This is a genomic window from Chloroflexota bacterium, from assembly GCA_016875535.1.
Classification (GTDB): Bacteria; Chloroflexota; Dehalococcoidia; order SHYB01; family SHYB01; genus VGPF01.
In genome coordinates, this window is the sequence record VGPF01000001.1 from 17,820 (window position 1) to 42,626 (window position 24,807).

26 protein-coding genes and 1 riboswitch are annotated in these 24,807 nt (G+C 66.1%); of the genes, 3 read left to right on the plus strand and 23 right to left on the minus strand.

Going from position 1 to position 24,807, the window contains the following annotated elements; all coding sequences use genetic code 11:
* Positions 1-88: 88 nt before the first annotated feature.
* Positions 89-1,648, minus strand: a complete 1,560-nt coding sequence (locus FJ039_00090) for an MFS transporter (GenBank protein MBM4404575.1) — start codon at positions 1,646-1,648, stop codon at positions 89-91.
* 38 nt (positions 1,649-1,686) lie between these two features.
* On the opposite strand from FJ039_00090, the gene FJ039_00095 reads away from it, so the two are divergent.
* Complete coding sequence (locus FJ039_00095; GenBank protein ID MBM4404576.1) at positions 1,687-2,844, plus strand: thiolase family protein; 1,158 nt, start codon at positions 1,687-1,689, stop codon at positions 2,842-2,844.
* Between the two features lie 68 nt (positions 2,845-2,912).
* Here FJ039_00095 and FJ039_00100 read toward each other — a convergent pair whose 3' ends face one another.
* The 5 genes from FJ039_00100 to FJ039_00120 form a co-directional block, all read right to left on the minus strand.
* Complete coding sequence (locus FJ039_00100) at positions 2,913-3,341, minus strand: hypothetical protein (protein ID MBM4404577.1); 429 nt, start codon at positions 3,339-3,341, stop codon at positions 2,913-2,915.
* 71 nt (positions 3,342-3,412) lie between these two features.
* Positions 3,413-3,862: a hypothetical protein gene (locus tag FJ039_00105; GenBank protein ID MBM4404578.1), complete on the minus strand. Its 450-nt coding sequence runs from the start codon at positions 3,860-3,862 to the stop codon at positions 3,413-3,415.
* An 81-nt stretch (positions 3,863-3,943) separates the two neighbouring features.
* Entirely contained in the window at positions 3,944-4,303 is a 360-nt protein-coding gene (locus tag FJ039_00110; protein ID MBM4404579.1) for a VOC family protein, read from the minus strand.
* 60 nt (positions 4,304-4,363) lie between these two features.
* A complete protein-coding gene (locus FJ039_00115; GenBank protein ID MBM4404580.1) occupies positions 4,364-4,792 on the minus strand; it encodes a hypothetical protein in 429 nt (142 codons plus the stop codon).
* 16 nt (positions 4,793-4,808) lie between these two features.
* Complete coding sequence (locus tag FJ039_00120; GenBank protein MBM4404581.1) at positions 4,809-5,132, minus strand: winged helix-turn-helix transcriptional regulator; 324 nt, start codon at positions 5,130-5,132, stop codon at positions 4,809-4,811.
* Between the two features lie 129 nt (positions 5,133-5,261).
* Here FJ039_00120 and FJ039_00125 point away from each other — a divergent pair, with 129 nt between their 5' ends.
* Positions 5,262-6,065: an SDR family oxidoreductase gene (locus FJ039_00125; GenBank protein ID MBM4404582.1), complete on the plus strand. Its 804-nt coding sequence runs from the start codon at positions 5,262-5,264 to the stop codon at positions 6,063-6,065.
* On the opposite strand, the gene FJ039_00130 is transcribed toward FJ039_00125, so the two are convergent.
* From FJ039_00130 to FJ039_00210, 17 genes are all read right to left on the minus strand, one after another.
* Entirely contained in the window at positions 6,052-6,966 is a 915-nt protein-coding gene (locus FJ039_00130) for a GHMP kinase (GenBank protein MBM4404583.1), read from the minus strand. The genes FJ039_00125 and FJ039_00130 overlap by 14 nt on opposite strands.
* Positions 6,963-7,544: a bifunctional adenosylcobinamide kinase/adenosylcobinamide-phosphate guanylyltransferase gene (gene cobU, locus FJ039_00135; protein MBM4404584.1), complete on the minus strand. Its 582-nt coding sequence runs from the start codon at positions 7,542-7,544 to the stop codon at positions 6,963-6,965. The genes FJ039_00130 and cobU overlap by 4 nt, the downstream gene beginning before the upstream one ends.
* The gene (locus tag FJ039_00140; protein MBM4404585.1) at positions 7,541-9,079 is read right to left on the minus strand and encodes a cobyric acid synthase; all 1,539 of its coding nucleotides are present in this window, start codon (positions 9,077-9,079) and stop codon (positions 7,541-7,543) included. Before FJ039_00140 ends, cobU begins: the two co-directional genes overlap by 4 nt.
* A complete protein-coding gene (locus tag FJ039_00145; GenBank protein MBM4404586.1) occupies positions 9,069-9,692 on the minus strand; it encodes a histidine phosphatase family protein in 624 nt (207 codons plus the stop codon). The genes FJ039_00140 and FJ039_00145 overlap by 11 nt, the downstream gene beginning before the upstream one ends.
* Positions 9,685-10,758: a histidinol-phosphate aminotransferase family protein gene (locus tag FJ039_00150; GenBank protein ID MBM4404587.1), complete on the minus strand. Its 1,074-nt coding sequence runs from the start codon at positions 10,756-10,758 to the stop codon at positions 9,685-9,687. Before FJ039_00150 ends, FJ039_00145 begins: the two co-directional genes overlap by 8 nt.
* Before the next feature lie 7 nt (positions 10,759-10,765).
* On the minus strand, positions 10,766-11,728 hold the full coding sequence (cobD, locus tag FJ039_00155; GenBank protein ID MBM4404588.1) for a cobalamin biosynthesis protein CobD: 963 nt from the start codon (positions 11,726-11,728) through the stop codon (positions 10,766-10,768).
* A gap of 4 nt (positions 11,729-11,732) precedes the next feature.
* Complete coding sequence (cobS, locus tag FJ039_00160) at positions 11,733-12,503, minus strand: adenosylcobinamide-GDP ribazoletransferase (GenBank protein ID MBM4404589.1); 771 nt, start codon at positions 12,501-12,503, stop codon at positions 11,733-11,735.
* Positions 12,500-13,594, minus strand: coding sequence for a nicotinate-nucleotide--dimethylbenzimidazole phosphoribosyltransferase (gene cobT, locus FJ039_00165; protein ID MBM4404590.1), 1,095 nt, complete (start codon positions 13,592-13,594; stop codon positions 12,500-12,502). The genes cobS and cobT overlap by 4 nt, the downstream gene beginning before the upstream one ends.
* Positions 13,594-14,175, minus strand: a complete 582-nt coding sequence (gene cobO, locus FJ039_00170; protein MBM4404591.1) for a cob(I)yrinic acid a,c-diamide adenosyltransferase — start codon at positions 14,173-14,175, stop codon at positions 13,594-13,596. Before cobO ends, cobT begins: the two co-directional genes overlap by 1 nt.
* The gene (locus FJ039_00175) at positions 14,172-15,515 is read right to left on the minus strand and encodes an ABC transporter ATP-binding protein (GenBank protein MBM4404592.1); all 1,344 of its coding nucleotides are present in this window, start codon (positions 15,513-15,515) and stop codon (positions 14,172-14,174) included. The genes cobO and FJ039_00175 overlap by 4 nt, the downstream gene beginning before the upstream one ends.
* Positions 15,458-16,525 (minus strand): ABC transporter substrate-binding protein, encoded by a 1,068-nt coding sequence (locus FJ039_00180; GenBank protein ID MBM4404593.1) that lies wholly within the window; start codon positions 16,523-16,525, stop codon positions 15,458-15,460. Before FJ039_00180 ends, FJ039_00175 begins: the two co-directional genes overlap by 58 nt.
* A 15-nt stretch (positions 16,526-16,540) precedes the next feature.
* On the minus strand, positions 16,541-17,494 hold the full coding sequence (locus FJ039_00185; protein ID MBM4404594.1) for an iron chelate uptake ABC transporter family permease subunit: 954 nt from the start codon (positions 17,492-17,494) through the stop codon (positions 16,541-16,543).
* A 212-nt stretch (positions 17,495-17,706) separates the two neighbouring features.
* Positions 17,707-17,895, minus strand: a riboswitch (cobalamin riboswitch).
* Between the two features lie 170 nt (positions 17,896-18,065).
* Positions 18,066-19,319, minus strand: coding sequence for a CoA transferase (locus tag FJ039_00190; protein ID MBM4404595.1), 1,254 nt, complete (start codon positions 19,317-19,319; stop codon positions 18,066-18,068).
* 8 nt (positions 19,320-19,327) lie between these two features.
* Entirely contained in the window at positions 19,328-20,530 is a 1,203-nt protein-coding gene (locus FJ039_00195) for a CoA transferase (protein MBM4404596.1), read from the minus strand.
* Between the two features lie 20 nt (positions 20,531-20,550).
* Positions 20,551-21,348, minus strand: coding sequence for a crotonase/enoyl-CoA hydratase family protein (locus tag FJ039_00200; GenBank protein ID MBM4404597.1), 798 nt, complete (start codon positions 21,346-21,348; stop codon positions 20,551-20,553).
* Positions 21,349-21,360: 12 nt separating this feature from the next.
* A complete protein-coding gene (locus FJ039_00205; protein MBM4404598.1) occupies positions 21,361-22,158 on the minus strand; it encodes a crotonase/enoyl-CoA hydratase family protein in 798 nt (265 codons plus the stop codon).
* Positions 22,159-22,252: 94 nt separating this feature from the next.
* Positions 22,253-23,386 carry an acyl-CoA dehydrogenase gene (locus tag FJ039_00210; protein ID MBM4404599.1) on the minus strand — a complete coding sequence of 378 codons (1,134 nt, stop codon included), beginning with the start codon at positions 23,384-23,386 and terminating at the stop codon, positions 22,253-22,255.
* Positions 23,387-23,404: 18 nt separating this feature from the next.
* Here FJ039_00210 and FJ039_00215 point away from each other — a divergent pair, with 18 nt between their 5' ends.
* Positions 23,405-24,748 carry an acyl-CoA dehydrogenase gene (locus tag FJ039_00215; GenBank protein MBM4404600.1) on the plus strand — a complete coding sequence of 448 codons (1,344 nt, stop codon included), beginning with the start codon at positions 23,405-23,407 and terminating at the stop codon, positions 24,746-24,748.
* Positions 24,749-24,807: the final 59 nt, after the last annotated feature.

Here is a 24,807-nt window from a genome sequence, read left to right on the forward strand (position 1 = left end):
TTAGGGGGCCGGGCATGAGGACTCCGTGAGAAGAGTGTGCGCGGGCCAGCGTACGAGATGCGACGGCGAAAGTCCAGGGGCGGAGCGCCTATGAGAGGCCCCGCGAGGCCTGCTCCTTCTTGCGCTCCGCGTACCGCTGCCTGGCCGTATCCGGGATGAAAAAGACGAGCCCGATGGAGAGAAAGACCAAGATCGAGAGCGCGAGAAAGATGCGCTCAAGCCCCTCGCCCTTGTCCGAAAAGTGGCTGAGGACGATGACGACCATGGCGGCGCCGACGATGCCGCCGACGTTGCGGAAGACGCCTCGCACCCCGGAGATGCTGGAGATCTTCCCTGGAATCACATCGAGCGCGGCGTTGTTCGAAGCGGGCGCGCCGATGCCGAGGCCGACGCCGGTGATCACCATGATGATGGAAAGCCAGGCGACGTTTGGGATGCCGAGGTCGCGAAGGCCGAGGCCCAGGAGGAAGAGTCCGCAGGCGATGATCGTGACCCCCACCACCATGGGGCGGCGGTAGCCGAGGCGGATGAGCGCCACACTGCTGACGATGGAGAGCAGCACGAGCGCGATGGACCTGACCGTAAGGATCAAGCCGCTGGTGGAGGGGCTCATCCCATAGCCGACCTGCGCGTAATAGGGGATGAAGGAGAAGGTGCCGACGGTGAAGAGGCCGAAGATGAATTGCTGGATGTTCGCCATCAGGAGGGGCCAGGACTTCAGCAGCTGGACTTCCACCATCGGCGAGGGGGTACGAGCCTCGTGGCGCACGAACGCGATGAGCGAGAGCAGCCCGAGCGAGGCAAAGGCGATGGGCAGCGGATCGCTCATCGCGTTCGGATGGTTTGACCAGAAGGTGACGGCGTAGAGGAGCAGCGCTATCCCCAAGCCGAAGAGAGCCACGCCCAGCCAATCAATAGCAAGACGCCGCTTCGCTCGGTCGCTCTGGGGCAGAAGGCGGAGGCCGATGAAGAAGACGGCTACGGCGATGGGCACATTCACGAAGAAGAGCCACCGCCAGCTCAGGTGCGTGATGATGACGCCGCCGATGTTGGGTCCGATGATGGTCCCGATAGTCAGGATCGTGGTGAAGAGCCCGATGGCCGTCTGCCGCCTCTGGCCGAAGATATCGCTGGCGATGCCGATGGCCACGGGCAGGAAGACGCCCGCGCCGATGCCCTGGATCCCGCGGAGGACGATGAGGACGTAGACGTTCAGCGCGAAGCCGAGGGCGAGGGAGCTCCCGGCAAAGAGCGCCAGCGCCCAGAGGAAGAGTTTCCGATTGCCCAGCTCATCGCCCAGGTTCCCGGCCACGGGCATCACGATGGTCTGCACCAGGGCATAGACGTTGATGACCCAGCCGATCCAGCCGACGGTGGTGTCCAGCTCCTCTTCCAAAGTCGGCAGGCCCACGGCCACGATGGTGCTGGCCATAGTGGACATGAAGAGCGCCACAGCCACAACGGCGAAGACGGCGTAGTTGCGCCGCTCGGTTTCCGTCGCCCGCGCGAATGCCCGCATCATCACGCACGCCTCCGCTTCGATCCCCGCTATGGTAGTGGGTGCATCGAAGGCGCGCGTCAGGCCGTCCGGCGGCAGCCCGCAGCGCGGCCAGGGGCGCGCCGAGAGCGGTTGAAGCGGCGCGCGCATCTGGGTATAGTGGCGGCACTGTCCCTGTGGAGGCGCTCATGACTATCACGGCACTGCGCGATAAGGCGGCCATCGTCGGCATCGGCGAGACGGAGTATGTGAAGAAGAGCCCGCGCACCATCCAATCGCTGGTCTTTGAGGCGGTGGAGAAGGCCTGCGCCGATGCGGGCATCACGCCCAAGGACCTGGACGGCTTCGTCCAGTGCTCGAGCGGCGGCGTCTCCGTCCCCACGATGCACTTCATCACGAACTATGACCCGAAGGAAGTCACCTTCGCGGCCACGGCACCCTTCGGCGGCGGCACCGGCGTGAACGCGGCGGCGGGCCTGGCGGCCATGGCCGTGAACAGCGGCATGTGCAACTATGTGGTGGTCTGGCACGGGCTGGCCTGGGGCTCCATGAGCCAGATCCCCGGCGATATCCACGACCGCATCCCGATGAAGCACGACTTCGAGACGCCCTACGGCTGGTTCGGCCAGCCCTCCCACCTGGCGATGCTGGCGCGGCGGCACATGCACGAATACGGCACCACGCAGGACCAGCTGGGCATGGTGGCGGTGGCGCACCGCAAGCACGCCATCCTGAACGGCAACGCCGTGATGCGCGCGCCGCTCACCCTGGCCGATTACCATTCCTCGCGCTGGGTCTCGGAGCCCTTCCACCTGCTCGATTGCTGCCTCATCAACGACGGCGCGGGCGCCTATATCATCGCCTCGGCAGACCGGGCAAAGAGCCTGCGCAAGAAGCCCGTCTACGTCATGGGGCTTGGCATCGCGCCGGGACACCGGACAGAGTTCTGGGCGCAGAACCCCGTTATCACACAGACGGCGGCGGTGGACTCCGCGCCGCGCGCCTACAAGATGGCGGGCGTTGGGCCCAAGGACGTTGATTTCTTCCAGACCTATGATTGCTTCACCTGGACCGTCATCTCCACCCTGGAAGACCACGGCTTCTGCAAGAAGGGCGAAGGCGGGCCCTTCGTGGAGGGCGGGCGGATCGAGATCGGCGGCGAGCTGCCGGTGAACACCCACGGCGGCATGCTCTCGCAGTCCTACATGCAGGGGATGAACCACGTCATCGAATCGGTGCGGCAGCTGCGCGGCGAGGCAGGCAAAGCCCAGGTGAAGGACGCCGAGATCGGCCTGGTGGGCGGCTACGCGGGCTCCACCTACGCCAGCCTGATTCTGCGCCGATAAAATAAGAGCGCGGCCCGGGTGAACCCGGGCCGCGCCCACTCATCAGTGGGGACAGGCGTCCCGTACCGCTATTTCACTTCGATGGCCGCCGCCATGCCGCCCTGGTAGTGGCCCACCAGGTTGCAGATCAGTAGGTACTTGCCCGCATCCAGCTTGAAGGTCTGCTTTTTGGACTTGCCCTTCTTGAGGCTGTTCTCGTTGATGCGCCCGATGACCGTAACTTTGGACTCGTCCGCCTTGCCGTTGGCAGTGGGCAGGCCATTCGCGGCCAGGTCCGTCTTCACGATGGCAAGCTCGTGGGGGATCTTCCCCGCGTTCTTCGCATCGAACTCGATGCTGCCTGGGACGAAGGTGGTCTTCGCGGAAGCGATTTTGAACTCACTCAGCGTCACCTTCGCCGTCTGCTTTTTCTCCTTCGCGCCCGTGGTGACGAGCAGCAGCGCCGCCGCGAGCATCGCCACCCCAAGGATCATGCCGAACTTCTTCAGTGCTTTCACAAGTCCTCCTCGTGGAATCGGCGTCCCGTGACCGGGACGCCGATGAGTAAGTATAGCACTGAGCCGCGCGGTTATCCGCCTTGGTTCGCCTCGAGATTGGCCTTGAGCTGCTTAAGGTCTCTGGTGATGTTGCGCTTCACCATCATGGCCATGAGCGGGCGTGTCAGCCAGGCGACGAAGCCGGTCATGCCGCCCCGGATGCGGATCCTCGCCCGCGTCCCTCCATCCGCAGGCTCGAAGGTATACGTGACGCGCATGGGGAAGGGGCTCTTCACCGATCGCATGTCCAGAACCCGTTCAGGCTGATAGTCGGCGACTTCGAGGATATAGTCCACGCGCTTGCCCATGAAATAGGCGATGCGCTCCACCTGCATCCCCTTGGCCACGGGCCCAGGCGTGCGCTTCTTCGACTCCTTGATCCCCGCTATCCAGTCGCGCTCCCGCTCGGGGTCCGTGGCATAGGCGGCCACAGCGGCCGCCGGGCGGCGGATGAGCGCTGTTGCAGAGACATCAATAGGCATACAACCTCCCGGGATGCGCGCCGCCTCCGCGCGGGCGCGGAGGCGGCGCGTGCATGCTTCCTTGGGCGAATCCCTCGCTCGCTACTGCATCGAACCGGTCTTGATAAGGCCGATCGCCTGTCCTCCGGGCGTCGCGAACATCGCGATGGTGGGGCCGCCGGGGACGGCCATCGTCTTCATCAGGACCTTGCCGCCGGCGTTCTTGGCCTTGGCGAGGTAGGCGTCCGGGTCGTCAACCTGCACGTAGAAGGTGACCATGGCGGGCGCGCCGTCCATCGTTTGCCCGATGCCTCCATCAATGCCGCCCTTGCCCGCCTTCACCTCTGTGTAGTTCATCTCCTTGTGGAAGGTGTACTTCCAATCGAAGACCTTCGCGAAGAAGGCCTGCGTCTTCTTCGCATCCTTCGCCTGCACTTCGAACCAAACAACGGGATTCGCCATCGCGCTCCTTTTTTCGGGCAGGCCTGAGGCCGGCCCCGCTACGGGATGTTTTTGAGAACGTTACATCTGCCTGGGCTTGTGGTTGGGGTCCAGGCCCGGGTCGCCTCCCGTGGCGGCAACGGCCAGGCGGTTGAGGTACATCGTCCAGCCTTCCTTGTGCGGCGCCATGGCCGGCTCGGGAAGGCCCGTGTGCCGCAGCTTCACCAGCGTCTCGCTCCCCTGGGGGATAAGGTCAATCTCCACCCGCGATGAGCCGGGGCGGATCGGATTGTCCGCCGCCTCCCAGCCCCACGTGAAGACGACACGCTTGTTCGGCACCACTTCAACGTATTCGCCCTTCGCCACATCGCGCTCGTTGAAGATCACGCGGTAGATCCCGCACGGGCGCGGGTCGAGCTCAGCCCTGTTTCCCTTCCACTTGTGGTACTTCTTCGGGTCCGTCAGAAGCTGGAAGATCGTCTCCGGCTTCGCCTTGATGCGGACCTCCATCTCGATCGCCTTCGCCTCACCGACCTTCGGCATCCTGCTTGCTCCTTTCTTCTTCTTCGGCCGCCTCTTTGAGCATCGTCAATCGTTCGATCCAGAACTCCTCGATATATTCGCGCAATCCTTCGAGTCCTTCGGGCCTTGCCCTATACATGCGCCGCGTTCCTTCCTTTCGCACCGTCACCAGCCCGGCGTTCGCAAGCACCTGCAGATGCTGTGAGATTGCCGGGCGCGTCAGGTCGAAGAAGGCCGCGATCTCCCCTGCGGAGCGCTCGCGGTCTTTGACGAGCCGCAAGATCTCCCTTCGATTCGGTTCGGCGATGGCGTGCAAGGCATGCTCCATAAGGCGGAGCACACGTTAGCATATACTTACGTTAGTGTCAGCTAACTATTCTCTCCAGATATAAACGCCCCTTCTTAAGCAACTCTCCAATCGTCGGGCTCGTGGACACAAAAGAGCGCGACTTCTAGAATGCCTTTGAGAAGCAAGGCTCCTGGAGCAACGATGGACTACCTCGCAAAGCTCTCTCTCAAGGGCAAGACGGCGATCGTGGCAGGCGGCGGGCGCGGCATGGGCGAAGCAAGCGCCTTTGCCTTAGCCCAAGCAGGCGCGAAGGTGCTCGTCGCGGACTACAACCAGGCGCGCGCCGTGGACGTGGGCAGGCGCATCGCGAAGGAAGGCGGCACCGCCTTCGCCTTGCGCGCCGACCTGCGCGAGAAGGCGGACGTGGATGCCCTGGTCAAAGAGGCTGTGGAAAAGCACGGCGGCATTGATGTGCTGGTAAACGTGGCTGGGGGCATGTCGAAGTTCACCTATACGCCGACGACCGAATGGACCGACGAGGCGTGGGATTCCGTGGTGAACTTGAATCTGCGCTATGTCTTTCTCCTCTCCCGGGCAGTCCTCAAGACGATGGTGGCGCAAGGGCGCGGCGGCAGCATCGTGAACATCTCCTCCGTCGGCGGCCTGCGCGTCTCGCCTGGGATGGCGGCCTACGGCGCGGCCAAGGCCGGGATGATGCAGCTGACGCGCACCCTGGCGGCGGAGCACGGCAAAGACAACATCCGCGTGAACAGCATCGCGCCCGGGGTCATCCGCACGCCCATTATCGAAGCGAACTTGAAGCCGGAGCGGTCCAAGAGCCTGCCGCTGGGGCGCTTCGGCGAGGCCGATGAGATCGCCTCTATCGTCCTCTTCCTCGCCTCGCCGATGTCGTCCTACATCACCGGGGCAACCATCGTCGCCGATGGCGGGATGATCATCACGACGCCGTAGCGCCCTCCGCGCTCGGTGCGCCGATGAGCCGCGTGGCGAACGCCCGCTCCAGCGCGGGAAGCCGCTCTCGCGCCTCGACCTCGACCGCCGCAGGGTCACGCCCGCCCGCGAAGAGGAGGCCGATCACCGTGCCGCTGTGGGCGATGCAAAGGCCGAGCGCCCCTATCCTCTCGCTAAAGGCCTTCGCTTGCGCGAAGTACGGGTTGGGGGAAATCTCCTGATGCGCCGTCGCGCTCAGGGTGGCCCCGCGCGCGATGAGCGCGGCGTCGGAGCGCCGCAGGCCTTCGCGCACCAGGGAGAGCGCCGTGCGCCACTGCGCCTCCCGCGCCGCAAGCTGCGGCATGCGGTCAACGGCATTGAAGGCGAGGGTGTCTACTTCGCCGCCGAAATCGAGGACGAGGATGCCCATCGGCGGGGGCGCGCCAAGGCTCTCCATCAGGGAGCCCTGGCGATGGTCGAAGAGGGCGATGCCCTCAACCATCAGGCCATCGCTCGGCTCGATGGCGAGGGCGAGCGCGGCGACCTGGCGCGCGGAGAGGCGCGCGGAGAGGGCGGAGGCCGTCGCTTCGATGGCGCCGACCACGTCGGCGGTGCTGCTCGCCATCCCCTTTCCCCTAGGAAGCGCGCTTTCGATGGCGAGGGCCGCGTCAACATCGCGTCTGCCCAGGTGAGCGAGTGTCGCCTCCGCCGCGCGGCGAGCCTTCGGGCAATCGGCGGGGGCGGAGATGCGGCCTGCGCCGGGGGAGATGGCGATGCGCGTCGTGGAATAGAGATCAATGGGACAGGTGACATGGAAGTGACGTCCATCAATGATGCCCTGCACAAGCTCGCCGCAGGTCCCGGGCACTCTGGCAACGGCGACTGCGCCGCCAAGCCGCTTCGCCATCTCTGGGATCGTCATCGCCCGCCTCGGTGCGCTGCGACTTCGGCGAAGGGCCTGCCGCCCGCCGCCTTCACGTCCAGGGCCAGCCCAGCGACCATTAAGTAGACCCTATCGGCGCGGGCGGCGAATCGCTGGTTCACCTTGCCCAGCAGATCGCGATAGCGGCGGCCCAGCCTCGTCGGCGGCACAACGCCCAGGCCGACCTCATTGGTGACGACGATCCATGTGGCGCGACTCTGTGCTATCAGATCCAGCAGTCGCTCCGTTTCGGCGAGCAGCCGGGCCTCAGTCTTCGCAAGGCTCTTCTCATTGAGCAGATGATTGCTCACCCAAAGTGTTAGGCAGTCGAGAAGGATCGTATCGCAGCCGCGCGCGCGCTTCTCCAGAGCATCTGCAATCGCGAGGGGCTCTTCCAGCGTCCGCCATCCCCTCGGGCGGGCGCGCTTGTGCGCCGCGATGCGGCGCTTCATCTCGCCGTCCCGCGCCTGGGCCGTGGCGACAAAGAAAACGTTTCCGCCCCGGGCCGCAAGCTGTTCCGCGAAGGAGCTTTTGCCCGAGCGCGCGCCGCCGGTGATGAGGATGAGCCTGCCCTTCATACGGAGACTCGCTCCAGCCCGGCGATGCGGCGGATCAGCGTCATGTCCAGGTGCCGCTCCACAAAGTCGGCCAAGCGGTCGTACTCCTTGTCCTGGTCGAACTCGCGCGCGCCTCCGGGTAGCGCGACGCCCTTTCCCTGGGCGAGCCTGCGAAGGAGCGCGCGGCGCAGCCCGGCATTGTGGAAGAGGCCGTGCATATAGCTTCCCAGCGTCAGTCCTTCGGCATCAAGCTGCCCATCGCCTAGCGCAACCGCCCGTCCAGAGCGGCGCGTGAAGGCGAAGGGCGCGCCGGCATCGGCAGGTCCGGTCTGCCCCATATGGATCTCATAGCCCGTGATCGCTTCGTCGCCGCACAGGGAGAGCAGTCCCCGCCGCTCGCGCACCACGGCCTGCACCTGGTGCGTCGCCTTCTCCAACTCGAAGATAGTCGTATGCGGCAGCAGCCCGAGGCCATCCGCCTCAGAAAGCGGCGACTCCACGCCTTTCGGGTCGAGGATGCGCCTGCCGAGCATCTGGTAGCCGCCGCAGATTCCCACGATAGGCGTCCCGGCTCTCCTCCGTCCGATAATCGCCTCATCCATCCCCTGGGCGCGCAGCCAGTGCAAGTCGGCGATCGTCGTCTTCGAGCCGGGGATGATGATGAGATCGGGCGAGCCGAGTTCAGCCGCCGAGGCGACGAAACGCAATCGCACGCCGGGCTCTCGGCGGAACGGATCGAAGTCATCGAAGTTCGCGAGGTGCGGAAGCCGGACGACGGCGATGTCCAGAGAGGCCGTCGCGCCGCCTGAGGCCGACGGGTCGAGGCCCAGGGAGTCTTCCTCCGGGATGTGGATGTCGGCGAAGTAGGGCAGAACGCCTGCGATGGGGATGCCGGTGCGCGCGCGAAGCTCCGCGATGCCGGGCTCGAGCAGCGAATGGTCGCCGCGCATCTTGTTGATGACCAGGGCCTGCACCAGCGCGCGCTCTTCCGGCCGCAGCAGCTCCACGGTGCCGTAGAGCGAGGCGAAGACCCCGCCTCGGTCAATATCGCCCACCAGGACGATGGGCGCATCTGCATAGCGCGCCACACGCATGTTCACGATCTCGTGCTCGCGCAAGTTGATCTCGGCGGGACTGCCAGCGCCCTCGATGACGACGATGTCGTACTCCCGCCGCAGGCGGTCCAGCGCTTGCGTGACGATAGGCCACAATCGCTGCCGTTCCTGGTAGTAGGCGCGGGGCTCCAGGGCCTGCGTCGGCCTGCCCAAGACAACCACTTGCGACTTTCGCTCACCCTCGGGCTTCAACAAGATCGGGTTCATGTCCACATGCGCGATCGCCATCGCCGCCTCCGCCTGCACGGCCTGCGCGCGCCCGATCTCGCCTCCTTCGATAGTGACGTATGAGTTCAGCGACATGTTCTGCGACTTGAACGGCGCGACGGCGTAGCCCTGGCGCGCGAAGCTCCTGCAGAGGGCGGTGACCAGCACAGACTTGCCGGCATGGGAGGTGGTGCCCTGCACCATCAGCACCTTCGCGCGCCGCTCACTCGCCATGGCGCTCCTCCAGGTGCGAGGTATCGTTCCACAGCTCAAGCGTCGCCGCGCCCTGCTGCACGTTGATGATGGAGAGGCTCGCCGGCTCCGTGCGCACGCGCCAGTAGTAGGCCAGCGGCAACCCCAGGAGCGCAAAGGCCAGCACTTTCACGGAGCCGCTGTGCCCAACGATGAGCAGATCGTCCTCTTCCCGGTGTGCAGAGCGGATGCGCTCCATCACCACCGAAACGCGGCGCGACACATCGAGAATGCTCTCGCCCCCAGGCGCCGCGAAGCCCGAATCGGGCGATTGCATGAAGCGCGCGTACTCAACGGGGTACTTCACCTGGGCCTCAGCGAAGGTCAGTCCCTCCCAGACGCCGTGCTTCGTCTCGCGGAGGTCCCGGACCGGCACAGGGGCGATACGACCGCCCGAAAGGATCTCGGCAGTGGTGAAGGCGCGCGTCAGGTCGCTGGCGTAGATGGCCGTGAAGCGCTTTCCGCTGAGTCGCGCGGCGAGCCGCTGGACCTGCCGCCGCCCCTCCTCGCCAAGGGGTGTGTCGGAATGTCCTTGCAATCGCCCATCGGCATTCCACGAGGTCCTCCCGTGCCGGACGAGGTGCCACCTACCCATGGCGAACGACCTCCCTCAGCGCGGCGACCAATCGTCGGCAGTCGGCCGTGCGGCGTATACCTATCCTTATATATGCCGGCAGGCCGAAGGACGCGCAATCGCGCACCAGCATGCCTCTCTTGAGAAGCTGCGCCCGGATGTGGCTTGCATCCCCAACCTTTACTAGCAAAAAGTTAGCGCTGGACGGCTGATAGGCAAGCCTAAGCCTCTTCAACTCGCCCGCCAAATAGGCCTTCGCCCTGCGTACCTCTTCCTTGGCGCGCGCGACATGCCAACCATGCGTCAACGCATAGAGGCCTGCCTCCTGAGCGACGCCGCTCACGCTCCAGCTCGGCTGGCGCGGACGCAATCGTGCAAGCACCGGCGGCCCAGCGACCAGATAGCCGAGGCGTATCCCGGCGATCCCATAGTCCTTCGTCATGGAGCGCATCACGGCTACACGTCCGCCCTTCACCAGAGGGAGCGCGTTCCACGCTCCCTCTGCAAAGGCGATGTACGCTTCATCGAGAACGAGCATACTTCCAGAGGGCAGAGCGCGAGCGACACGCTCCACAAAGCCTTTGCCCGCGAGCACGCCAGTCGGATTGTTCGGATTGCAGAGAAAGACGAGCTTCGGCCTCGCTGCGCGAACCGCCTTCACCGCCTCCTCAGCGCGCCAGAGAAATCCGTCGGCCTCTCGCGCCACGATGCGAACTGCTCTGCCGCCGGCGGCAGCACACGCCCCCTCGTATTCGCCGAAGGTCGGCGCGAAAAGCGCGAAGCGGTCCCCGGGGCGAAGGTAGGCCTGCGCAAGCAGGTGGATGATCTCTGAAGATCCATTGCCGGGGAGGATCTGCTCTTCCGGCACGTGAAGATGCGCCGCCAGCGCCGCGACCAGCGCCGTCGAACGCCGGTCCGGATAATTCGTGATATCCGCCCTCGCGATGGCCCGCCGTATCCCCGGGGGCGCGCCCAGGGGATTCAGGCTCGCGCTGAAGTCCAGCGCTTCGCGCGGGTCAACGCCCGCCGCGCGCAGCTCGCTCACATCAAGCCCGCCGTGGACAACCGCTTTGCCGTGTTGCGCCATGCCGCTCCTATGCCATCGCGCAGGCGCGGGCCAGGGTCACGCCGCATGCGGCGACCGCGCCGAGAAGGCCGACAGCGTAGCACAGCGCGACCGCGCGACCGATGTCGCCTGCGCTAGGCTCGCGAAGGCCTTCCCCCAGGAGATAGTGACCCTGCTTCTCCAGCGCCACGCCCAAAAGCCCTGCCGCCGCACCCATGGTCCACCCGGCATTCGGGCTCGCCGTCAGCGCATGGTCGCGCCGCATGATGCGCCAGCCGCGGCGCGCATCGAGCCGCCGCAAGAGGCCTGCGGCGAGGAGGAGCATCGCGCTCACCCGCGCAGGGATGAAGTTCAGTGCATCATCGAGCCGCGCCGAGGCCTTTCCCAGCCACTCGTATCGCCCCCGGTAGCCGATCATGCTATCGAGCGTATTCACCGCGCGGTAGAAGAAGGCACCGGGGAGGCCGAGGAGGCCGAAGGCAAGCCACGGCGCGATGAAGCTATCCGTCGTATTCTCCGCCACCGACTCCACAGCCGCGCCGGCCGCCTGGGAGGGAGAGAGCTGCGCTGTCTCGCGGCTCACAAGGCTTCGCAGACTCTCGCGCGCGCAGGCGATGTTGCCTGCGGCCAGGTCCCGCTCCACCTGCCGCCCCGCGCGCCCCAGGCCGCGCACCGTGAAGACGCCGCGCAGCAGCAACGCGCCGATGAGCACGTAGGCGATGGGGCTCAGCGCGCGCAGGCCGTAGGCTATCGCGCCAACGGCTACGGCGACAAAGAGCGGCAGGCCGATCGCCATCAACAGGCCATAGCAGAGATGCCTCAGCTTCCCATGTTTAGGCGCGCGCCGCTCACAAAAGGCGGTCCCCTTGCCGATCCATGCCACCGGATGCGCGGCGTTGGGAGGCTCCGGCAAGAGAAGATCGAGCAGCAACGCCAGGCCGAGGAGACCGGCATCTAGATAGACATTTCCAGGCCAAAGCCACCTCTCCATCGCGTCACCCTATCGCCAAAGGCGCATCGAAGAGCTGCGGCGCCCTTTCCACAAAGGCCGCTGCCGCCGCCAGCAAGGCAACCATCGTCACTTCGTTGATCGCGCCATAGCCATCGCCCGTCAGCCCGCCGAGCAGTCGCGCTATCCACGCGCCGAGAAGCACCGCAACGCCTATTGCGATCGCGACGAAGATCAGACCGGCCCATCCCGCGAGGAGAGCGCCCGCCGCCAGGGGAAGGACAAGCGCGGCGGGAATCAGCGCCCAGCTCTTCCCGAGCTGGAATGCTGCGCCGAGTCCCTCTTTCCTCGCGTACGGGAATCGAAAGATCCCCACGGCTATCGCCAGCCGCGAGAGACAAGGCATGAGCAGCAAGACCTCAGGCCGCACCGCGTCCGGCAGCGCCGCCAGCGACGACCATTGCACCAGGAGCAACGCCGCGCCGCCGATGACGGCAAAGGCGCCCACGTGCGGATCGCGCAAGATCTCCAAGCGTCGCTCGCGCGTGTGCGCGCCGAAGAGCGCATCGCAGCAATCCAGGAAACCGTCAACGTGCAAGGCGCGGGTCGCGGCGATTAAGAAGACAAGCACGATCGCCGACGACAGGCCGCTAGGAAAGACTTCGCGCAGGCCGGTGTCGAGGCCCCAAAGGGCACAGCCGAGCACGAGCCCCACCAGAGGGAAATAGAGAACTGAGGGCGCGAGTCGCGCGGGAAGCTGCTTCGGCCCGACGGGCAAGATCGTCAGAAAGCTGACGGCGACTCGCAGGTGCGTCATGGCGCGGCCTTATTACTCACGCCCGCCTCTGCGAAGGTCGCCATCTCACGCAGGCAGGCGGCCGCCGCCTCCACGATGCCCATCGCCAGCACCGCGCCCGTTCCTTCGCCGAGGCGCATATCGAGATCGAGCAGCGGCCGAAGGCCGAGGTGCCGCAGCACGATGCGATGCCCGCGCTCGGCGGAGCGGTGCGAGGCGATGCAGTAGCCCTTCGCCTCAGGCGCAACGCCGCAGGCGATGAGCGCCGCCGCGCCCGAGATGAAGCCATCGAGGACGACGGGCCGCTTGGCGATCGCCGCGCCGAGGACGACGCCCGCCAGAACGCCGATCTCGAAGCCGCCGACCTTTGCCAGCACATCGAGCGCATCCCTCCGGTCCGGGCGGTTCACCGCGATCGCCTTCGCGACAACCTTCGCCTTGCGCCTCAGCTCCTGGGGCGAACGCCCCGTACCCTTGCCCGTTGTGAGCGTCGGCGCCTTCCCCATCATCACCGAGGCGATCGCGCTCGATGGCGTTGTATTGCCGATGCCCATATCGCCCGTGCCCAGCGCGTCGGCCCCTTCGGCCACTGCCCTCTTCGCTAGCTCGATGCCCGCCAGCAGACAGGCCTCCCCCTGGCGGCGGGTCATCGCCGGGCCGCGCGCGATATCGCCCGTCCCCTTCCCGATGGCAACGCGACGCAGCCACGGGTGCTCCGGCAGGTCGTTCGCGATCCCCGCGTCCACGACGACGAGCCGCACGCCCGCGTGCTTCGCCATCACGCTCACGGCCGCGCCGCCGGACAGAAAGTTCAGCACCATCTGCCCGGTGATCTCCTGCGGGTAGGCCGTCACGCCCTGCGCCACAACGCCGTGGTCGCCAGCGGCCACGATCACCGTCTTCCGCCGAATACGCGGCCGCTCTTCCCCGAAGATACCCGCCAGCCGGATCGAGACATCCTCCAGCAGTCCCAGGCTCCCCGGCGGCTTCGTAAGCCTGGCCTGCCTGGCCCGCGCCGAGGCCATCGCCCGGATATCGAGCGACGCGATTTTCGCCGCCTCCTCCGCCAGGCGCGGCGGCAATGCCGCTCTCCTCGCGCGCCCGCTTGCCATCAGAACTCGATCCCCTGCTGGGCCTTGATCCCCTGGTCGCGATAGGGGTGCTTCAGCATTTTCATCTCTGTCACCAGGTCGGCGAAGTCAATCAGCTCCTGGGGCGCACGGCGCCCGGTGATGATGACGTGCAGCGCGGGTGGGCGGCGACGCAGGACGTCCAGCACCTCGCTCATGGCGATCCAGCCGAAGTGCATCGGGTACGTGAACTCATCCAGGATGATGATGTCTTCCTCGCCCTTGAGGATCGCTTCCTTGCACCGCTGCCACTGGTCCACCGCGAGGGCCTGTGTCCGCTCTTTGTCTTTGGAAAGCCAGGTGAAGCCGTCGCCGTACGCCTCGATGGTGACGCCCATCTGCTTTGCGGCGCGCTGCTCGCCGTACTGCGCCCCGGTGTGCTTGATGAACTGGAACATCCGCACGCGCATCTTCCTCCCCCAGGCGCGCATCAGCACGCCCAGGGCCGCCGTCGTCTTCCCCTTGCCGTCGCCCGTGTTCACGATGACCAGGCCCTTGCGCACGCGCGGCGCTGTCACCTGCTCCTCGGGCGATTTCCACGGGTCGCGCGTCGTCTCGCTCAAGGCGCCATGCTCCGTGCCAGCGCTCCCGGCACCTCCGCGAACGTCGCGCAGCGCGCCGCGGGCGAAAGCGCCTCGTAGATGCGCGTTGCGGCGCCGCCAGTGAAGTCGCGCCGCTCGAAAGAGCCCGCCTCCACCACGATAAGCTTCGAATCCCGCGGTGCCGCCTCGAGGTTACGCAGGTTGTTCGCGCCGAAGGGCGTCTCACAGATGACGACGGCCGCCGCGCCCGCCATCAGCTCCTGATGCGCCTTGTGCGCCTCATCGCTGATGCCGCCGAAGGCCGGCGAGGGCACATAGCGGATGCCCAAGATGTCGGCGGCGCGCCGGTCCGTGTCCCCTGAGCCGAGGACGCACGCCGTCACGGCGAAGCCCGCGCGCTGCAGCTCGTACATCAGGCGCGCGCCGGAGCCGCCGCCGCAGATAAGATGCACCCGCATCCCCTTCCCGATCGGCTCCGCCGCCGTTGCCGGGTCAAGGAGGCTCAGGGTCAGCGCGCCCGTCAGCGGATCGGGGTAGGTGACCGACCGCACGCCGAAGGATGCTTCGATATTCGCAGGCGTCAGCACCATCTCCGGAGGTCCATCGGCCAGGATGCGCCCCCTGTGCAAGAGGACGAGGCGGTGGCAGAAGCGCGCCGCCAGCGGCAGATCGTGAATCGCGGCGATGACCGTCATCCCCTCGCGCGCCAGGCCCGTCGCCAGCTCCAGCACGTGGAGCTGGTGCTGGACGTCCAGGTTCGCCGTCGGCTCATCGAGGATGAGGATCGGCGCCTCCTGCGCCAATGCGCGCGCCAGGAAGACGCGCTGCCGTTCGCCGCCGCTCAGCGTCGCCACGATGCGGTTCGCGAACTGCTCCGTCCCCGTGCGCGCCATCGCCTCCTGCGCCTTGCGCCTATCGCGCTCGCCCTCCGCCGCGAAGCGCCCCATGCGCGCGTAGCGGCCCATCATCACCACCTCAAGCCCCGTGAAGCCGAAGGTGCTCGGCGCGCCCTGGGCCACGTAGGCTACCGCTCGCGCCATGCGCGCCGGAGCGAGCGACTCGATCGCCTGCCCCGCTATCGAAATCTCCCCCGATGTGCGCCGCGCCAGGCCGCTCATCGCCCTGAGCAGCGTGGACTTCCCCGCGCCGTTGGGGCCCACAAGGCCCAGAAGCTCTCCGCGCCGCGCCTCCAGGCTGACGCCGTGCAGAAGACGCGCGCCGTCCACCTCGTAGACGAGGCTTTCGACGGCAAGCGCCGCTTCGCCGGATGCGCCTCCGGCCTGGCGCACCACGGGGCAGGGCTTTACTGCGCCGGTCTGCTGAATGGCGGAAACTCCTTCCCTGCGAAATCGGACGGCCAGAGGATCTTCGCCAGCTCCTCAACACCGCGCACGTTGTAATGCGAAAGCGTAGTGAACAAGCGCGAGTCCACCAGGTAGACCCTGCCGTTCTTCACCGCAGGGGTTTGGGCGAGCAGGGGATTCGCCAGGAGCGACTTCTTGAACGGCTCCCCGCTATCCGGCGGCTGCGCGATGATGATGACGCCGGGGTTCATCGTGATCACCGACTCATAGCTGATGACCGGGTTGCGCTCCAGGCCAGCCTCCGCCGCCACATTGATGCCGCCCGCGCTCTCGATGATCGCCCCCTCCGTGGAGAGCCTCCCTGCAGTGTAGAGCTTATCGCTGAACAGCGTGTAGGAACCGACGCGCTGGCGGGCCGATGCCGGTTTGCTCTTCACGGCGGCCTGCACCGCGGTGAAACGCTGGTCCACCTCCCGCGCGAACTCCTGGGCGCGCCTCTCCTCGCCGAAGATGTAGCCTGCCAGGAGGATCTGATTGATCCGGTCCTGGTGATCGTTCTTCAGCTCCGTCTGCACCACCGGGATGCCCGCCTTGCTCACCGCATCCGCAAGCGTCGCGGGCAGGAGCGAGCTGGCGAAGAGGAGATCGGGCCGCTGGGCCAGCACGGCCTCCGGCTCCCGGCTGATCGTCGCCGCGCCCTTCACCAGGTCGGCGACGTTCGAAAAGGCGGCGTTCTTCGTCGCCGAGCTCACGGCTACAAGGCGGCCCGTAGGCACCAGCGCCAAAGCGATCTCGTCATGGCCCACTGAAAGCGTGATGATGCGCTCCGGCTTCGCCTTGATCGCAACGGTGCTGCCGCTGGACGACTTCACCTCCCTGGGCCAACCGAAGTTATCCGGCTTCACGATGGCCGGGACGCCCGCGAACGGGTTCGCCGCCTGGGGCGGCGGTGAGGTCGGCGGCGCGCCTCTCGGCGATGGCGTCGCCGGTCCGCCGTTGTCGCCGCTGCATGCGGCGACGACGAGCGCGACCGCGAAAAGAAGAGCAAAAAGGATGCGGTGTTTCACGGAACGGGTCTCCTTCTATAGGGCATCTGCATGCCGCTTGTTGCGCAAGAGCAGAAAGATGAAGAACGGCGCGCCGACCAGAGAGGTCAGGATGCCGACGCGGAACTCCGCGGGCTGGATCACCGTCCGCGCCAGCGTATCGGCGAGGACGACGAAGACCGCGCCGCCAAGGGCGCTCAAGGGAACGAGGACCCGGTTATCCGGGCCGAAGATGAGCCGCAGGATGTGCGGCACCACAAGCCCGACGAAGCTGATGATCCCCGCCACCGCCACCGCCGTCCCCGTCGCCAGCGCCGCCGCTGCGATGATGACCGGCCGCGCAACGCTCACCCGCACGCCCAGGGAGCGCGCCTCGTCGTCGCCCAGCATCAGGAGATTCAGGTCCCGCGCGAAGGCCAGCATCACCGCCATCCCGCCAAGGATCATCGGCGCGGCGATCCGCACGTGCTCCCACGTCCGCCCGTCCAGGCCTCCGGCCAGCCAGAACAAGATATCGCGCAGGGCGTCGTTGCGTGGCACCACCACCAGCACGGTCGAGACGATCGCCCCGAGGAACGATGAAACGGCGATCCCCGCCAGCAGCAGCGTCGCCATGGAGAAGCGCCCGCCCGCCAGGGCGATGCCGTAGACGAGGAAGGCCGCGCCCAGCGCGCCGATGAAGGCGAAGGTCGGCAGCGCGAGGTAGAAGGCCGTGTGCGCGCCGAAGGCGATGGCCAGCACCGCGCCCACCGCGCCGCCAGATGAGACGCCGATGATGCCCGGGTCGGCCATGGGGTTGCGGAAGAGCCCCTGCATCATCGCGCCCGAGGCGCCCAGGGCCGCGCCCACCAGCGCGCCCGCGATGATCCGCGGCATCCGCAGCTGCTCTATCACCAGCTGCTCCGTCGTCGTCGCCTCCGAGGCGTCAACGCTGAACCAGCCGAGGACGACGCTCCACACGTGGCTCAGGGGGATCTTCACTGGGCCCATCGTCAGGGAGACGAGGCCGACGGCGATGAGGAGGAGCAAGAGCAACAGCGCGCCGAAGGCCAGCCGGGTCGTGACCCGCGCTTCCCGGTACGCCCCTACCCTTCGCAGCGTCCCTGCGACCAAAAGAAAAACCTCCGGCGCTCCGCCAGAGGTTACTTTTCGCTAGCAGCTAGGAAATCCGCTGCAGCCTGGGACCCTCTCTGTGCGGAGAGCAGTCGCCAAACCGTTCAGGCAGGTCTCCTGGCTTGCGGGCTCGTCGCTCCGGCCTTCCCATCGCCCCAAGGCGGACAGTGGCGCGAAGCTCTCCATCCCGCTTACAGTGGCGCAACCGCGGCGGCATTCCACCGCCTTCCCTATTCTTCCCGATTCCGCATCGGGACACCTGAACGGATGCGCTCTTCAATTGTTCCGAGGGAACAACTCTACCGCGATGTGTTCAAGGTGTCAACGCGAAAATCCACGATCCGCTCAAGTAGAGGAGCGAAATGCTGCTTCGCTCCTCTTCTCTCCCCTCTGCGGGAGAGAATAAAAGAGAGGGGGACTCCGGTCAGCCGCTTGCGGGAAAGCGCGCCTACCCGAACTTCACCGACGTGCCGATGATATTCCGCCCCTTCAGCGTCGCGATCTCATCCTGCGAAAGGTTGAGTACCTCGCTGAAGACGAAGTCGTTGTCCTCGCCGATCGTCGGCGGCGCCTTGCGCGGCGAAGCCGGCGTCTTGGAGAGCTTCGGCGGGAAGCCGTAGTAGGGCATCGGCTCCGGGCCGTTCACCGGGCGCAGGATCCACCACCAGAAGTCCCGCGCCTTCAAGGCCGGGTCCTCCAGGATCGTCGCGTAGTCCACCACGTCCGCCGCCATCACGCCTCGCCCTTGCAGCACCTCCATGATCTTCGCGCCCGTCCGCTCCTTCGTCCACCGGGTAATGATCTCCCCCAGAGCATCCTGGTTCTCCCACCGGGTGATCACATCGGCGAAGCGCGGGTCGTGTTTGAGGCGCGGCTGGCCCATCGCGTCGCACAGCTTCGCGAACTCCTCGTCCGCCTTGCAGACGATCGCCACCCACTTGTCGTCGCCCTTGCAGCGGAAGGCCCCATGGGGCGACCACGCCGGATGCTTATTCGCCATCCGCTCGCGCACGCGCCCGTTCATCGTGTAGTCCATCAGCGTCGCCGAGGTCATGTGCGTGATGGCCTCCGCGCTGGACATGTCTATGTATTGCCCGCGCCCCGTCACGCGCCGGTGCTCCAGCGCCATCAGCGTCGCCACCGCGCCGAAGGAGCCGGCCAGGGGATCGCTCATCCCGCCCTGCATCATCGGCGTCGTGTCCGGGTAGCCGCTCATATAGGTGATGCCGGAGGCCTGCTCGAACTGCGGCCCGAAGCCCACGTAGTTCTCCCAGGGCCCGCCGTGGCCGAAGCCCGGCATGGAGACCATGATCGCGCTGGGGTTCGCCTTGTGGACGAAGTCCCACGTGATGCCTAGGTTCTTGCCCACCCGCGCGCTGAAGTTCTCCGAGACCACGTCGCTCACCGCGATGAAGCGCTTCAAGATCTCGCGCCCGTCGTCGGAGTCCAGGTCCAGGGTGATGCCCAGCTTGTTCACGTTCGTGCCGTTGAAGACCGTCGCCCACTCCAGGGGGTCCTTGTCCCGCGCGCCGCCCATGATGCGCACGCTGTCGAACCGCTTCGCCGATTCGATCTTGATGACCTGCGCCCCAAGGTTCGCCAGGAACATCGTGGAGAAGGGCCCAACCCAGAACATCGTCAGGTCCGTCACGCGGACGTTGGAAAGCGGAAGATGCGGCTTCTGTCGGTATGCCTGTGTCATAGCGCCTCTTACAGCACGCCCTGCTCGGAGAGGATGACCATCTCTTCCCTGGAAAAGCCCAGCCGGTTGCAGTAGACCTCTTCATTGTCCTGGCCTAGTTTCGGGGCCTTCCTTCGGAGCCGCCACGGCGTCGCGTTGAGGTTGAAGGGCCGCCCCGGCGCATCGGCCTTGCCCGTCTTCTCGTTGCCGACGTCGGCGAAGAAGCCCCGGGCGTGGAACTGCGGGTTGCGCGCCACGCGGTCGGCGCTGGCCACGGGCGCCGTCGGCACGCGCATCTCCTGGCCCAGCTTTACCACCTCGTCCACGGCGCGCTCCTTGAACCACGGCCCCAGGACTTCCATCGCGGCGTCCGGGTTCATGTTCCGCGCCAGGGGCGTCGCGAACCGCTCGTCCTCCTGCATCCAGACCTTGTCCGTCAGGACGCTCAGATACTCCCACTGGTGCTGCAGCATCACGTAAAAGCCGATGAAGCCGTCCTTGCACGGCACGATGGGCATGGGGAATTTGTTCCCCCGGCGTCCCTGGGGCATTGAGCGGTAGAAGAGGCCCAGCGTCGGGTTCGCCAGGGCCGTGATGAAGGCCTCGCGTATCGAGATATCTATGCGCTGGCCGCCATACTGCCCCCGCCCGAAGATCGCGCCCAGCGTTGTCCCGGCGGCGTAAAGCCCCGCCATATGCTCGGCCACATCTTCGCCCGCCCGCAGCGGCTCGCGCCCGGGGAGGCCGCCGCCGGAAAGCAGGCTGGAAGAGGCCCAGTGCAGCAGGTCCGTCCCTTTGTAGTCCTTGTAGGGGCCTGTCTGCCCGTAGTCCGTGATGGAGACGATGACCAGGTCCGGGTTCGCCGCCTCCAGCTCTTCGAACGAAAGGTCCCAGGAGGCCATCGTCCCCGGCGCATACGTCTCCACCAGCACATCCGCCTCTTTCGCCAGCGATTTCAGGATCTCCGCGCCGGTGGCGGTGGAGGGATTGAGCGTGATGCTCTTCTTGTTCGTATTGAGGAAGAGGTGCTGGCCGCTCGCCTCCGGGTCAATGTGGTCGTCCTTGAACGGCCCCGCCTGGCGCTCCGGCGCTCCGGCCACGGGCCGCTCGACCTTGATGACCTCCGCGCCGAAATCGGCCAGGAACTTCGTCGTGTAGCTCCCGGCTATGCGCGTGCTTAGGTCAATGACGCGGAGATGTCCGAGGGCGGTAAGCGGTTGCGTGGCAGGCATACTCGGGTGGCAGGCGCCGCTTATTGCATCTTGAAGTTTGCTTTGCGCTTCTCCGCGAAGGCCCGCAGGCCCTCCCTCGCGTCGTCGCTCGTAAAGCAAACGTTCGAATGGTGCGACTCGGTGTAGTAGGCGATGTCCGTCGGCACCTCTTGCGTCAGCATGACCGACCGCTTGATGGCCTGCAGCGAGATGGGACCGTTGGCAATCATCCGCTCGGCGTAGTTCACCGCCGTCGGCAGCAGGTCCTTGAGCGGCACCACCCTGTTCACCAGGCCGCAGCGCAGCGCCTCCTGCGCCGTCACGCGCCCGCCGCTCCCGCCCACCAGCAGCAGCTCCATCGCCATCACATACGGAATCTGGCGCGGCAGCCGCACAGTGGTTCCGCCGCCGGGGAAGAGCCCCCACCGCACCTCGGCCACCGCGAAGGTGGCGTTCTCGGACGCGATGCGGATGTCTGTGCCGCAGAGCAGCTCCATGCCGCCCGCGATGCAGTAGCCGTTCACCGCCGCGATCATCGGCTTCCAGAAGTCCATGCCCTTCAGCACCCCAGGCACCACCATATCGAACTTGGTGAACCGCCTGCCCTCTGTCGCCTTCGGGATGAACGTCTTCAGGTTGCCCCCGGCGCAGAAGGCCTTCTCGCCCGTGCCGGTGATGATGCCGACGATGATCTCGTTATCGTCTTTGATCGTCTTCCACGCCGCTTCCAGGCCATCCATCACCTCTTGGTCCATCGCATTGTGGACCTCGGGCTTGTTGATGGTCACGATGGCGTAGCCACCCTTGCGCTTTTCGAAGATGACGGCTGGGCCTGGCATGGTCGCCTCGCTCTACTGCATCTTGAAGTTGGCTTTGCGCTTCTCCGCGAAGGCCCGCAGGCCCTCCTTCGCGTCGTCGCTGCTGAAGCAGACGTTCGAATGGTGCGACTCGATGTAGTAGGCGATGTCCGTCGGCACGCCTTGGGTCAGCAGCACGGAGCGTTTGATCGCCTGGAGCGAAAGCGGCCCGTTGGCAATCATCCGCTCGGCGTAGTTCACCGCCGCCGGCAGCAGGTCCTTGAGCGGCACCACCTTGTTCACCAGGCCGCAGCGCAACGCGTCCTGCGCCGTCACCCGGCCGCCGCTCCCGCCCACCAGCAGCAACTCCATCGCCATCACATAGGGGATCTGGCGCGGCAGGCGCACCGTGGTCCCACCGCCGGGGAAGAGCCCCCACCGCACCTCGGCCACCGCGAAGGTGGCGTTCTCGGACGCCACGCGGATGTCCGTGCCGCAGAGCAGCTCCATGCCGCCTGCGATGCAGAAGCCGTTCACCGCCGCGATGATGGGCTTGTAGAGGTCCATGCCCTTCAGCACGTTCGTCGAATTCACATCGAAGCGGCGGCGGATCTTGCCTTCCGTCGCCTTCGGGATATACGTCTTCAGGTTGCCGCCTGCGCTGAAGGACTTCTCGCCCGCGCCCGTGACGATCCCCACGATGATCTCGTGGTCGTCGCGGATCGTGCGCCACGCTTGATTCAAGCCGTCCATCACCTCTTGGTCCATGGCGTTGTGCACATCCGGCTTGTTGATGGTGACGATCGCGTAGCCGCCCTTGTGCTTCTCAAAGATGACCGCTGGTCCTGCCATGTATGACTCCTTGGTGCGCGCCCGGGCCTCTACCGGCCTCCGGCCTGCGCCATTATCTTCAGATTGCCCGGATGGGGCAAATCGCTTCGCTGTTTTAGAACCCCAGGCTCTGCGCCACCGCTTCCCTGTGCTGGTCCGGCCCGCCGTACAGCTGCTCCCAGCCCTTCGCGCGCCGGAAGTAGAGCTGGGCGTTCATCTCCTTCGTGAAGCCGATCCCTCCGTGGATCTGGATCGCCGTCCGCGTCATCCGCGTGTACGTGTTCGCCACATACGTCTTCGCCATCGCGATCTCTTGGTCGCACGTGCGCCCTTCGCTCAGGAGCCACGCTGCCTCGTATGCGATCAGGCGCATCGTGTCCACGTCCGTCACGATGTTCGCCGCGTGGTGCTGGACCGCCTGCAGCGTCGCCAACGGCCGCCCGAACTGCACGCGCCCCTTCACATATTCCACCGTGCTCTCCAGCAAGCCCTGTCCGCCGCCCAAGGAGAGCACTGCCTGCCCCGCGATCGCCCACTGCATCACCCGCTTCACGATAGGCCACCCCTTGCCGGGCTTCCCCAGGATGCGGTCCTTCCCCACCGTGACGTTCTTGAAGACGACTTCGCACTGCTTCTCAAGGCTTATCGGCTTCAGCCTGTTCACCGTGATTCCGGGCGCAGCCCCGTCCACGATGAAGACCGTGATGCCCTCTTCCGGCGTTCTGCCCTTGCTCGTGCGCACCGCCACCAGCAGCACATTCGCCACGTTCGCGTTCTCCACGAACGTCTTCGTGCCGTTGAGCTTGTAGCCGCCGCCCGCCGCCTTCGCCGAAAGGTTGATCCCCTTCGCCGAATAGCTTGAGCTCGGCTCGGCGATCGCGAACGTTCCGATGCTTTCGCCCGATGCCAGGCCGGGCAGGAAGGCCTTCTTCTGCGCCGCCGACCCGTACTTGGTGATCGGCAACCCGGCCAGCACCACCGTGCTGAAGAGCGGGATCGGCGCCAGCGAGCGCCCCAGCTCCTCAAGGAGGACGGCCAGGTCCAGGAACGATCCGTCCGCCCCGCCGTGCTCCGCGGGGTACGGCAGGCCCAGCCAGCCCAGCGAGGCCACCTTGCGCCACAGCTCCGGCGAATAGCCCTTCTCGTCCTGCTCCATCGCTCGGATCAGCGCGCCCGACGACTCCTTGGAGAAGAAGTCACGCGCCGCCTTCCGCAGAATCTCTTGTTCCTGGCTGAGGTTGAAATCCATGCCTATCTGCTCCCTCGCATGCGCAAAACGGCCTACAGGCCGATAGTGGGTCGCCCCTTACCCTATCGCCCTGTGTCCCAGGTGTCAACGGTGAAGCGGGTACGGCGCGATTCACTGTCGCTAACCCAGGCTCAGGGCTATAATGCCCCCATACCTTTCTCCTCAAGGAATCCCTCCATGGACTGGCGTTTTACCCCCGAGCAGGACCGCTTCCGCGCCGAGGTCAAGGCCTTCCTCGCCTCTGCTCTTCCCAAGAGCTGGGACGGCGATAACAATAAAGACCGCGAGCTGCCCGAAGGCAAGTCCTGGACCAAAGCCTTCGTCAAGCAGCTCGTCGCCAAGGGTTGGTTCACCATGGCATGGCCTAAGGAATACGGCGGCGCCTCCCGGCCCATCATCGAGCAGGTCATCTACAAGGAAGAGATGTCCTACCACAACGTCTCCGTCCCCACCCTGGGCGGCGCAGGCGTCTCCTGGGTCGGCCCCGCCCTCATGCAGGCCGGTACAGCCGCCCAGAAGCAGGACTTCCTGCCCCCCATCTCCAGGGGCGAAGTCTACTGGTGCACCGGCTATAGCGAGCCCAACACCGGCTCCGACCTCGCCGCCCTGGAAACCCGCGCCGTCCGCGATGGCGACGACTATGTAGTGAACGGCTCCAAGATCTGGACCAGCTCCGCCCACCTGGCCGATTGGTGCTGGCTCGCGGTCCGCACCGACGCGAAGGCCCCCAAGCACAAAGGCATCTCCGTCCTCATGACGGATATGCGCGCCCCCGGCATCCGCGTGGAGCCCATCCACGATATCTCCGGCGGCCACCACTTCAACCAGGTCTACTTCGATGATGTCCGCGTCCCCGTCCGCAACCGCGTCGCCGAGGAGAACAAGGGCTGGTACATCATCGCCATGGCCCTGGACTTCGAGCGCTCCGGCATCTCCGGCGCCGCCACCAACCTCCGCCGCCTGCATGACATGCGCGACTTCTTGAGCCAAGGCGTCTGGCAACGGCTGCCCCAACAGCGGAGGGACATGCTCCGCTACAAGCTCGCCGAGCGGGAGATCGAGGCGCGCGTCGGCCGCAACATGTGCTACCGCATCGGCTGGATGCAGAGCCGGGGCCTGATGCCCAACGCCGAGACCTCCATCACCAAGCTCTTCCTCTCGGAGTCCGCCCAGCGCATCTCCGCGCTCGGCATGGAGGTCTTAGGCCTGTGGTGCCAGCTCTCCCCCGGCTCAACGTCCGCGCCCCTGGGCGGCATCTTCCCCCGCCGCTACCTCTTCGATAGGTCGGCCACCATCGCCGGCGGCACCTCGGAGGTCCAGCGCAACGTTATCGCCACCCGGGGCCTGGGGCTGCCGCGCTAGCCTTCCGCTAGCAGCTTGCCTCTAGCCCAGGTTCTCGTTGAATCCCCCGTGGGTGAAAA

What these genes read in the sequence shown, in the direction of transcription:
- FJ039_00090 (MBM4404575.1), bottom strand. Translation starts at nt 1,648, where the DNA reads ATGCGCGCGCCGCTTCAACCGCTCTCGGCGCGCCCCTGGCCGCGCTGC.
- FJ039_00095 (MBM4404576.1), top strand. Translation starts at nt 1,687, where the DNA reads ATGACTATCACGGCACTGCGCGATAAGGCGGCCATCGTCGGCATCGGC.
- FJ039_00105 (MBM4404578.1), bottom strand. Translation starts at nt 3,862, where the DNA reads ATGCCTATTGATGTCTCTGCAACAGCGCTCATCCGCCGCCCGGCGGCC.
- FJ039_00110 (MBM4404579.1), bottom strand. Translation starts at nt 4,303, where the DNA reads ATGGCGAATCCCGTTGTTTGGTTCGAAGTGCAGGCGAAGGATGCGAAG.
- FJ039_00115 (MBM4404580.1), bottom strand. Translation starts at nt 4,792, where the DNA reads ATGGAGGTCCGCATCAAGGCGAAGCCGGAGACGATCTTCCAGCTTCTG.
- FJ039_00120 (MBM4404581.1), bottom strand. Translation starts at nt 5,132, where the DNA reads ATGGAGCATGCCTTGCACGCCATCGCCGAACCGAATCGAAGGGAGATC.
- FJ039_00125 (MBM4404582.1), top strand. Translation starts at nt 5,262, where the DNA reads ATGCCTTTGAGAAGCAAGGCTCCTGGAGCAACGATGGACTACCTCGCA.
- FJ039_00130 (MBM4404583.1), bottom strand. Translation starts at nt 6,966, where the DNA reads ATGACGATCCCAGAGATGGCGAAGCGGCTTGGCGGCGCAGTCGCCGTT.
- cobU (MBM4404584.1), bottom strand. Translation starts at nt 7,544, where the DNA reads ATGAAGGGCAGGCTCATCCTCATCACCGGCGGCGCGCGCTCGGGCAAA.
- FJ039_00140 (MBM4404585.1), bottom strand. Translation starts at nt 9,079, where the DNA reads ATGGCGAGTGAGCGGCGCGCGAAGGTGCTGATGGTGCAGGGCACCACC.
- FJ039_00145 (MBM4404586.1), bottom strand. Translation starts at nt 9,692, where the DNA reads ATGGGTAGGTGGCACCTCGTCCGGCACGGGAGGACCTCGTGGAATGCC.
- FJ039_00150 (MBM4404587.1), bottom strand. Translation starts at nt 10,758, where the DNA reads ATGGCGCAACACGGCAAAGCGGTTGTCCACGGCGGGCTTGATGTGAGC.
- cobD (MBM4404588.1), bottom strand. Translation starts at nt 11,728, where the DNA reads ATGGAGAGGTGGCTTTGGCCTGGAAATGTCTATCTAGATGCCGGTCTC.
- cobS (MBM4404589.1), bottom strand. Translation starts at nt 12,503, where the DNA reads ATGACGCACCTGCGAGTCGCCGTCAGCTTTCTGACGATCTTGCCCGTC.
- cobT (MBM4404590.1), bottom strand. Translation starts at nt 13,594, where the DNA reads ATGGCAAGCGGGCGCGCGAGGAGAGCGGCATTGCCGCCGCGCCTGGCG.
- FJ039_00185 (MBM4404594.1), bottom strand. Translation starts at nt 17,494, where the DNA reads ATGGGCCCAGTGAAGATCCCCCTGAGCCACGTGTGGAGCGTCGTCCTC.
- FJ039_00190 (MBM4404595.1), bottom strand. Translation starts at nt 19,319, where the DNA reads ATGACACAGGCATACCGACAGAAGCCGCATCTTCCGCTTTCCAACGTC.
- FJ039_00195 (MBM4404596.1), bottom strand. Translation starts at nt 20,530, where the DNA reads ATGCCTGCCACGCAACCGCTTACCGCCCTCGGACATCTCCGCGTCATT.
- FJ039_00200 (MBM4404597.1), bottom strand. Translation starts at nt 21,348, where the DNA reads ATGCCAGGCCCAGCCGTCATCTTCGAAAAGCGCAAGGGTGGCTACGCC.
- FJ039_00205 (MBM4404598.1), bottom strand. Translation starts at nt 22,158, where the DNA reads ATGGCAGGACCAGCGGTCATCTTTGAGAAGCACAAGGGCGGCTACGCG.
- FJ039_00210 (MBM4404599.1), bottom strand. Translation starts at nt 23,386, where the DNA reads ATGGATTTCAACCTCAGCCAGGAACAAGAGATTCTGCGGAAGGCGGCG.
- FJ039_00215 (MBM4404600.1), top strand. Translation starts at nt 23,405, where the DNA reads ATGCGCAAAACGGCCTACAGGCCGATAGTGGGTCGCCCCTTACCCTAT.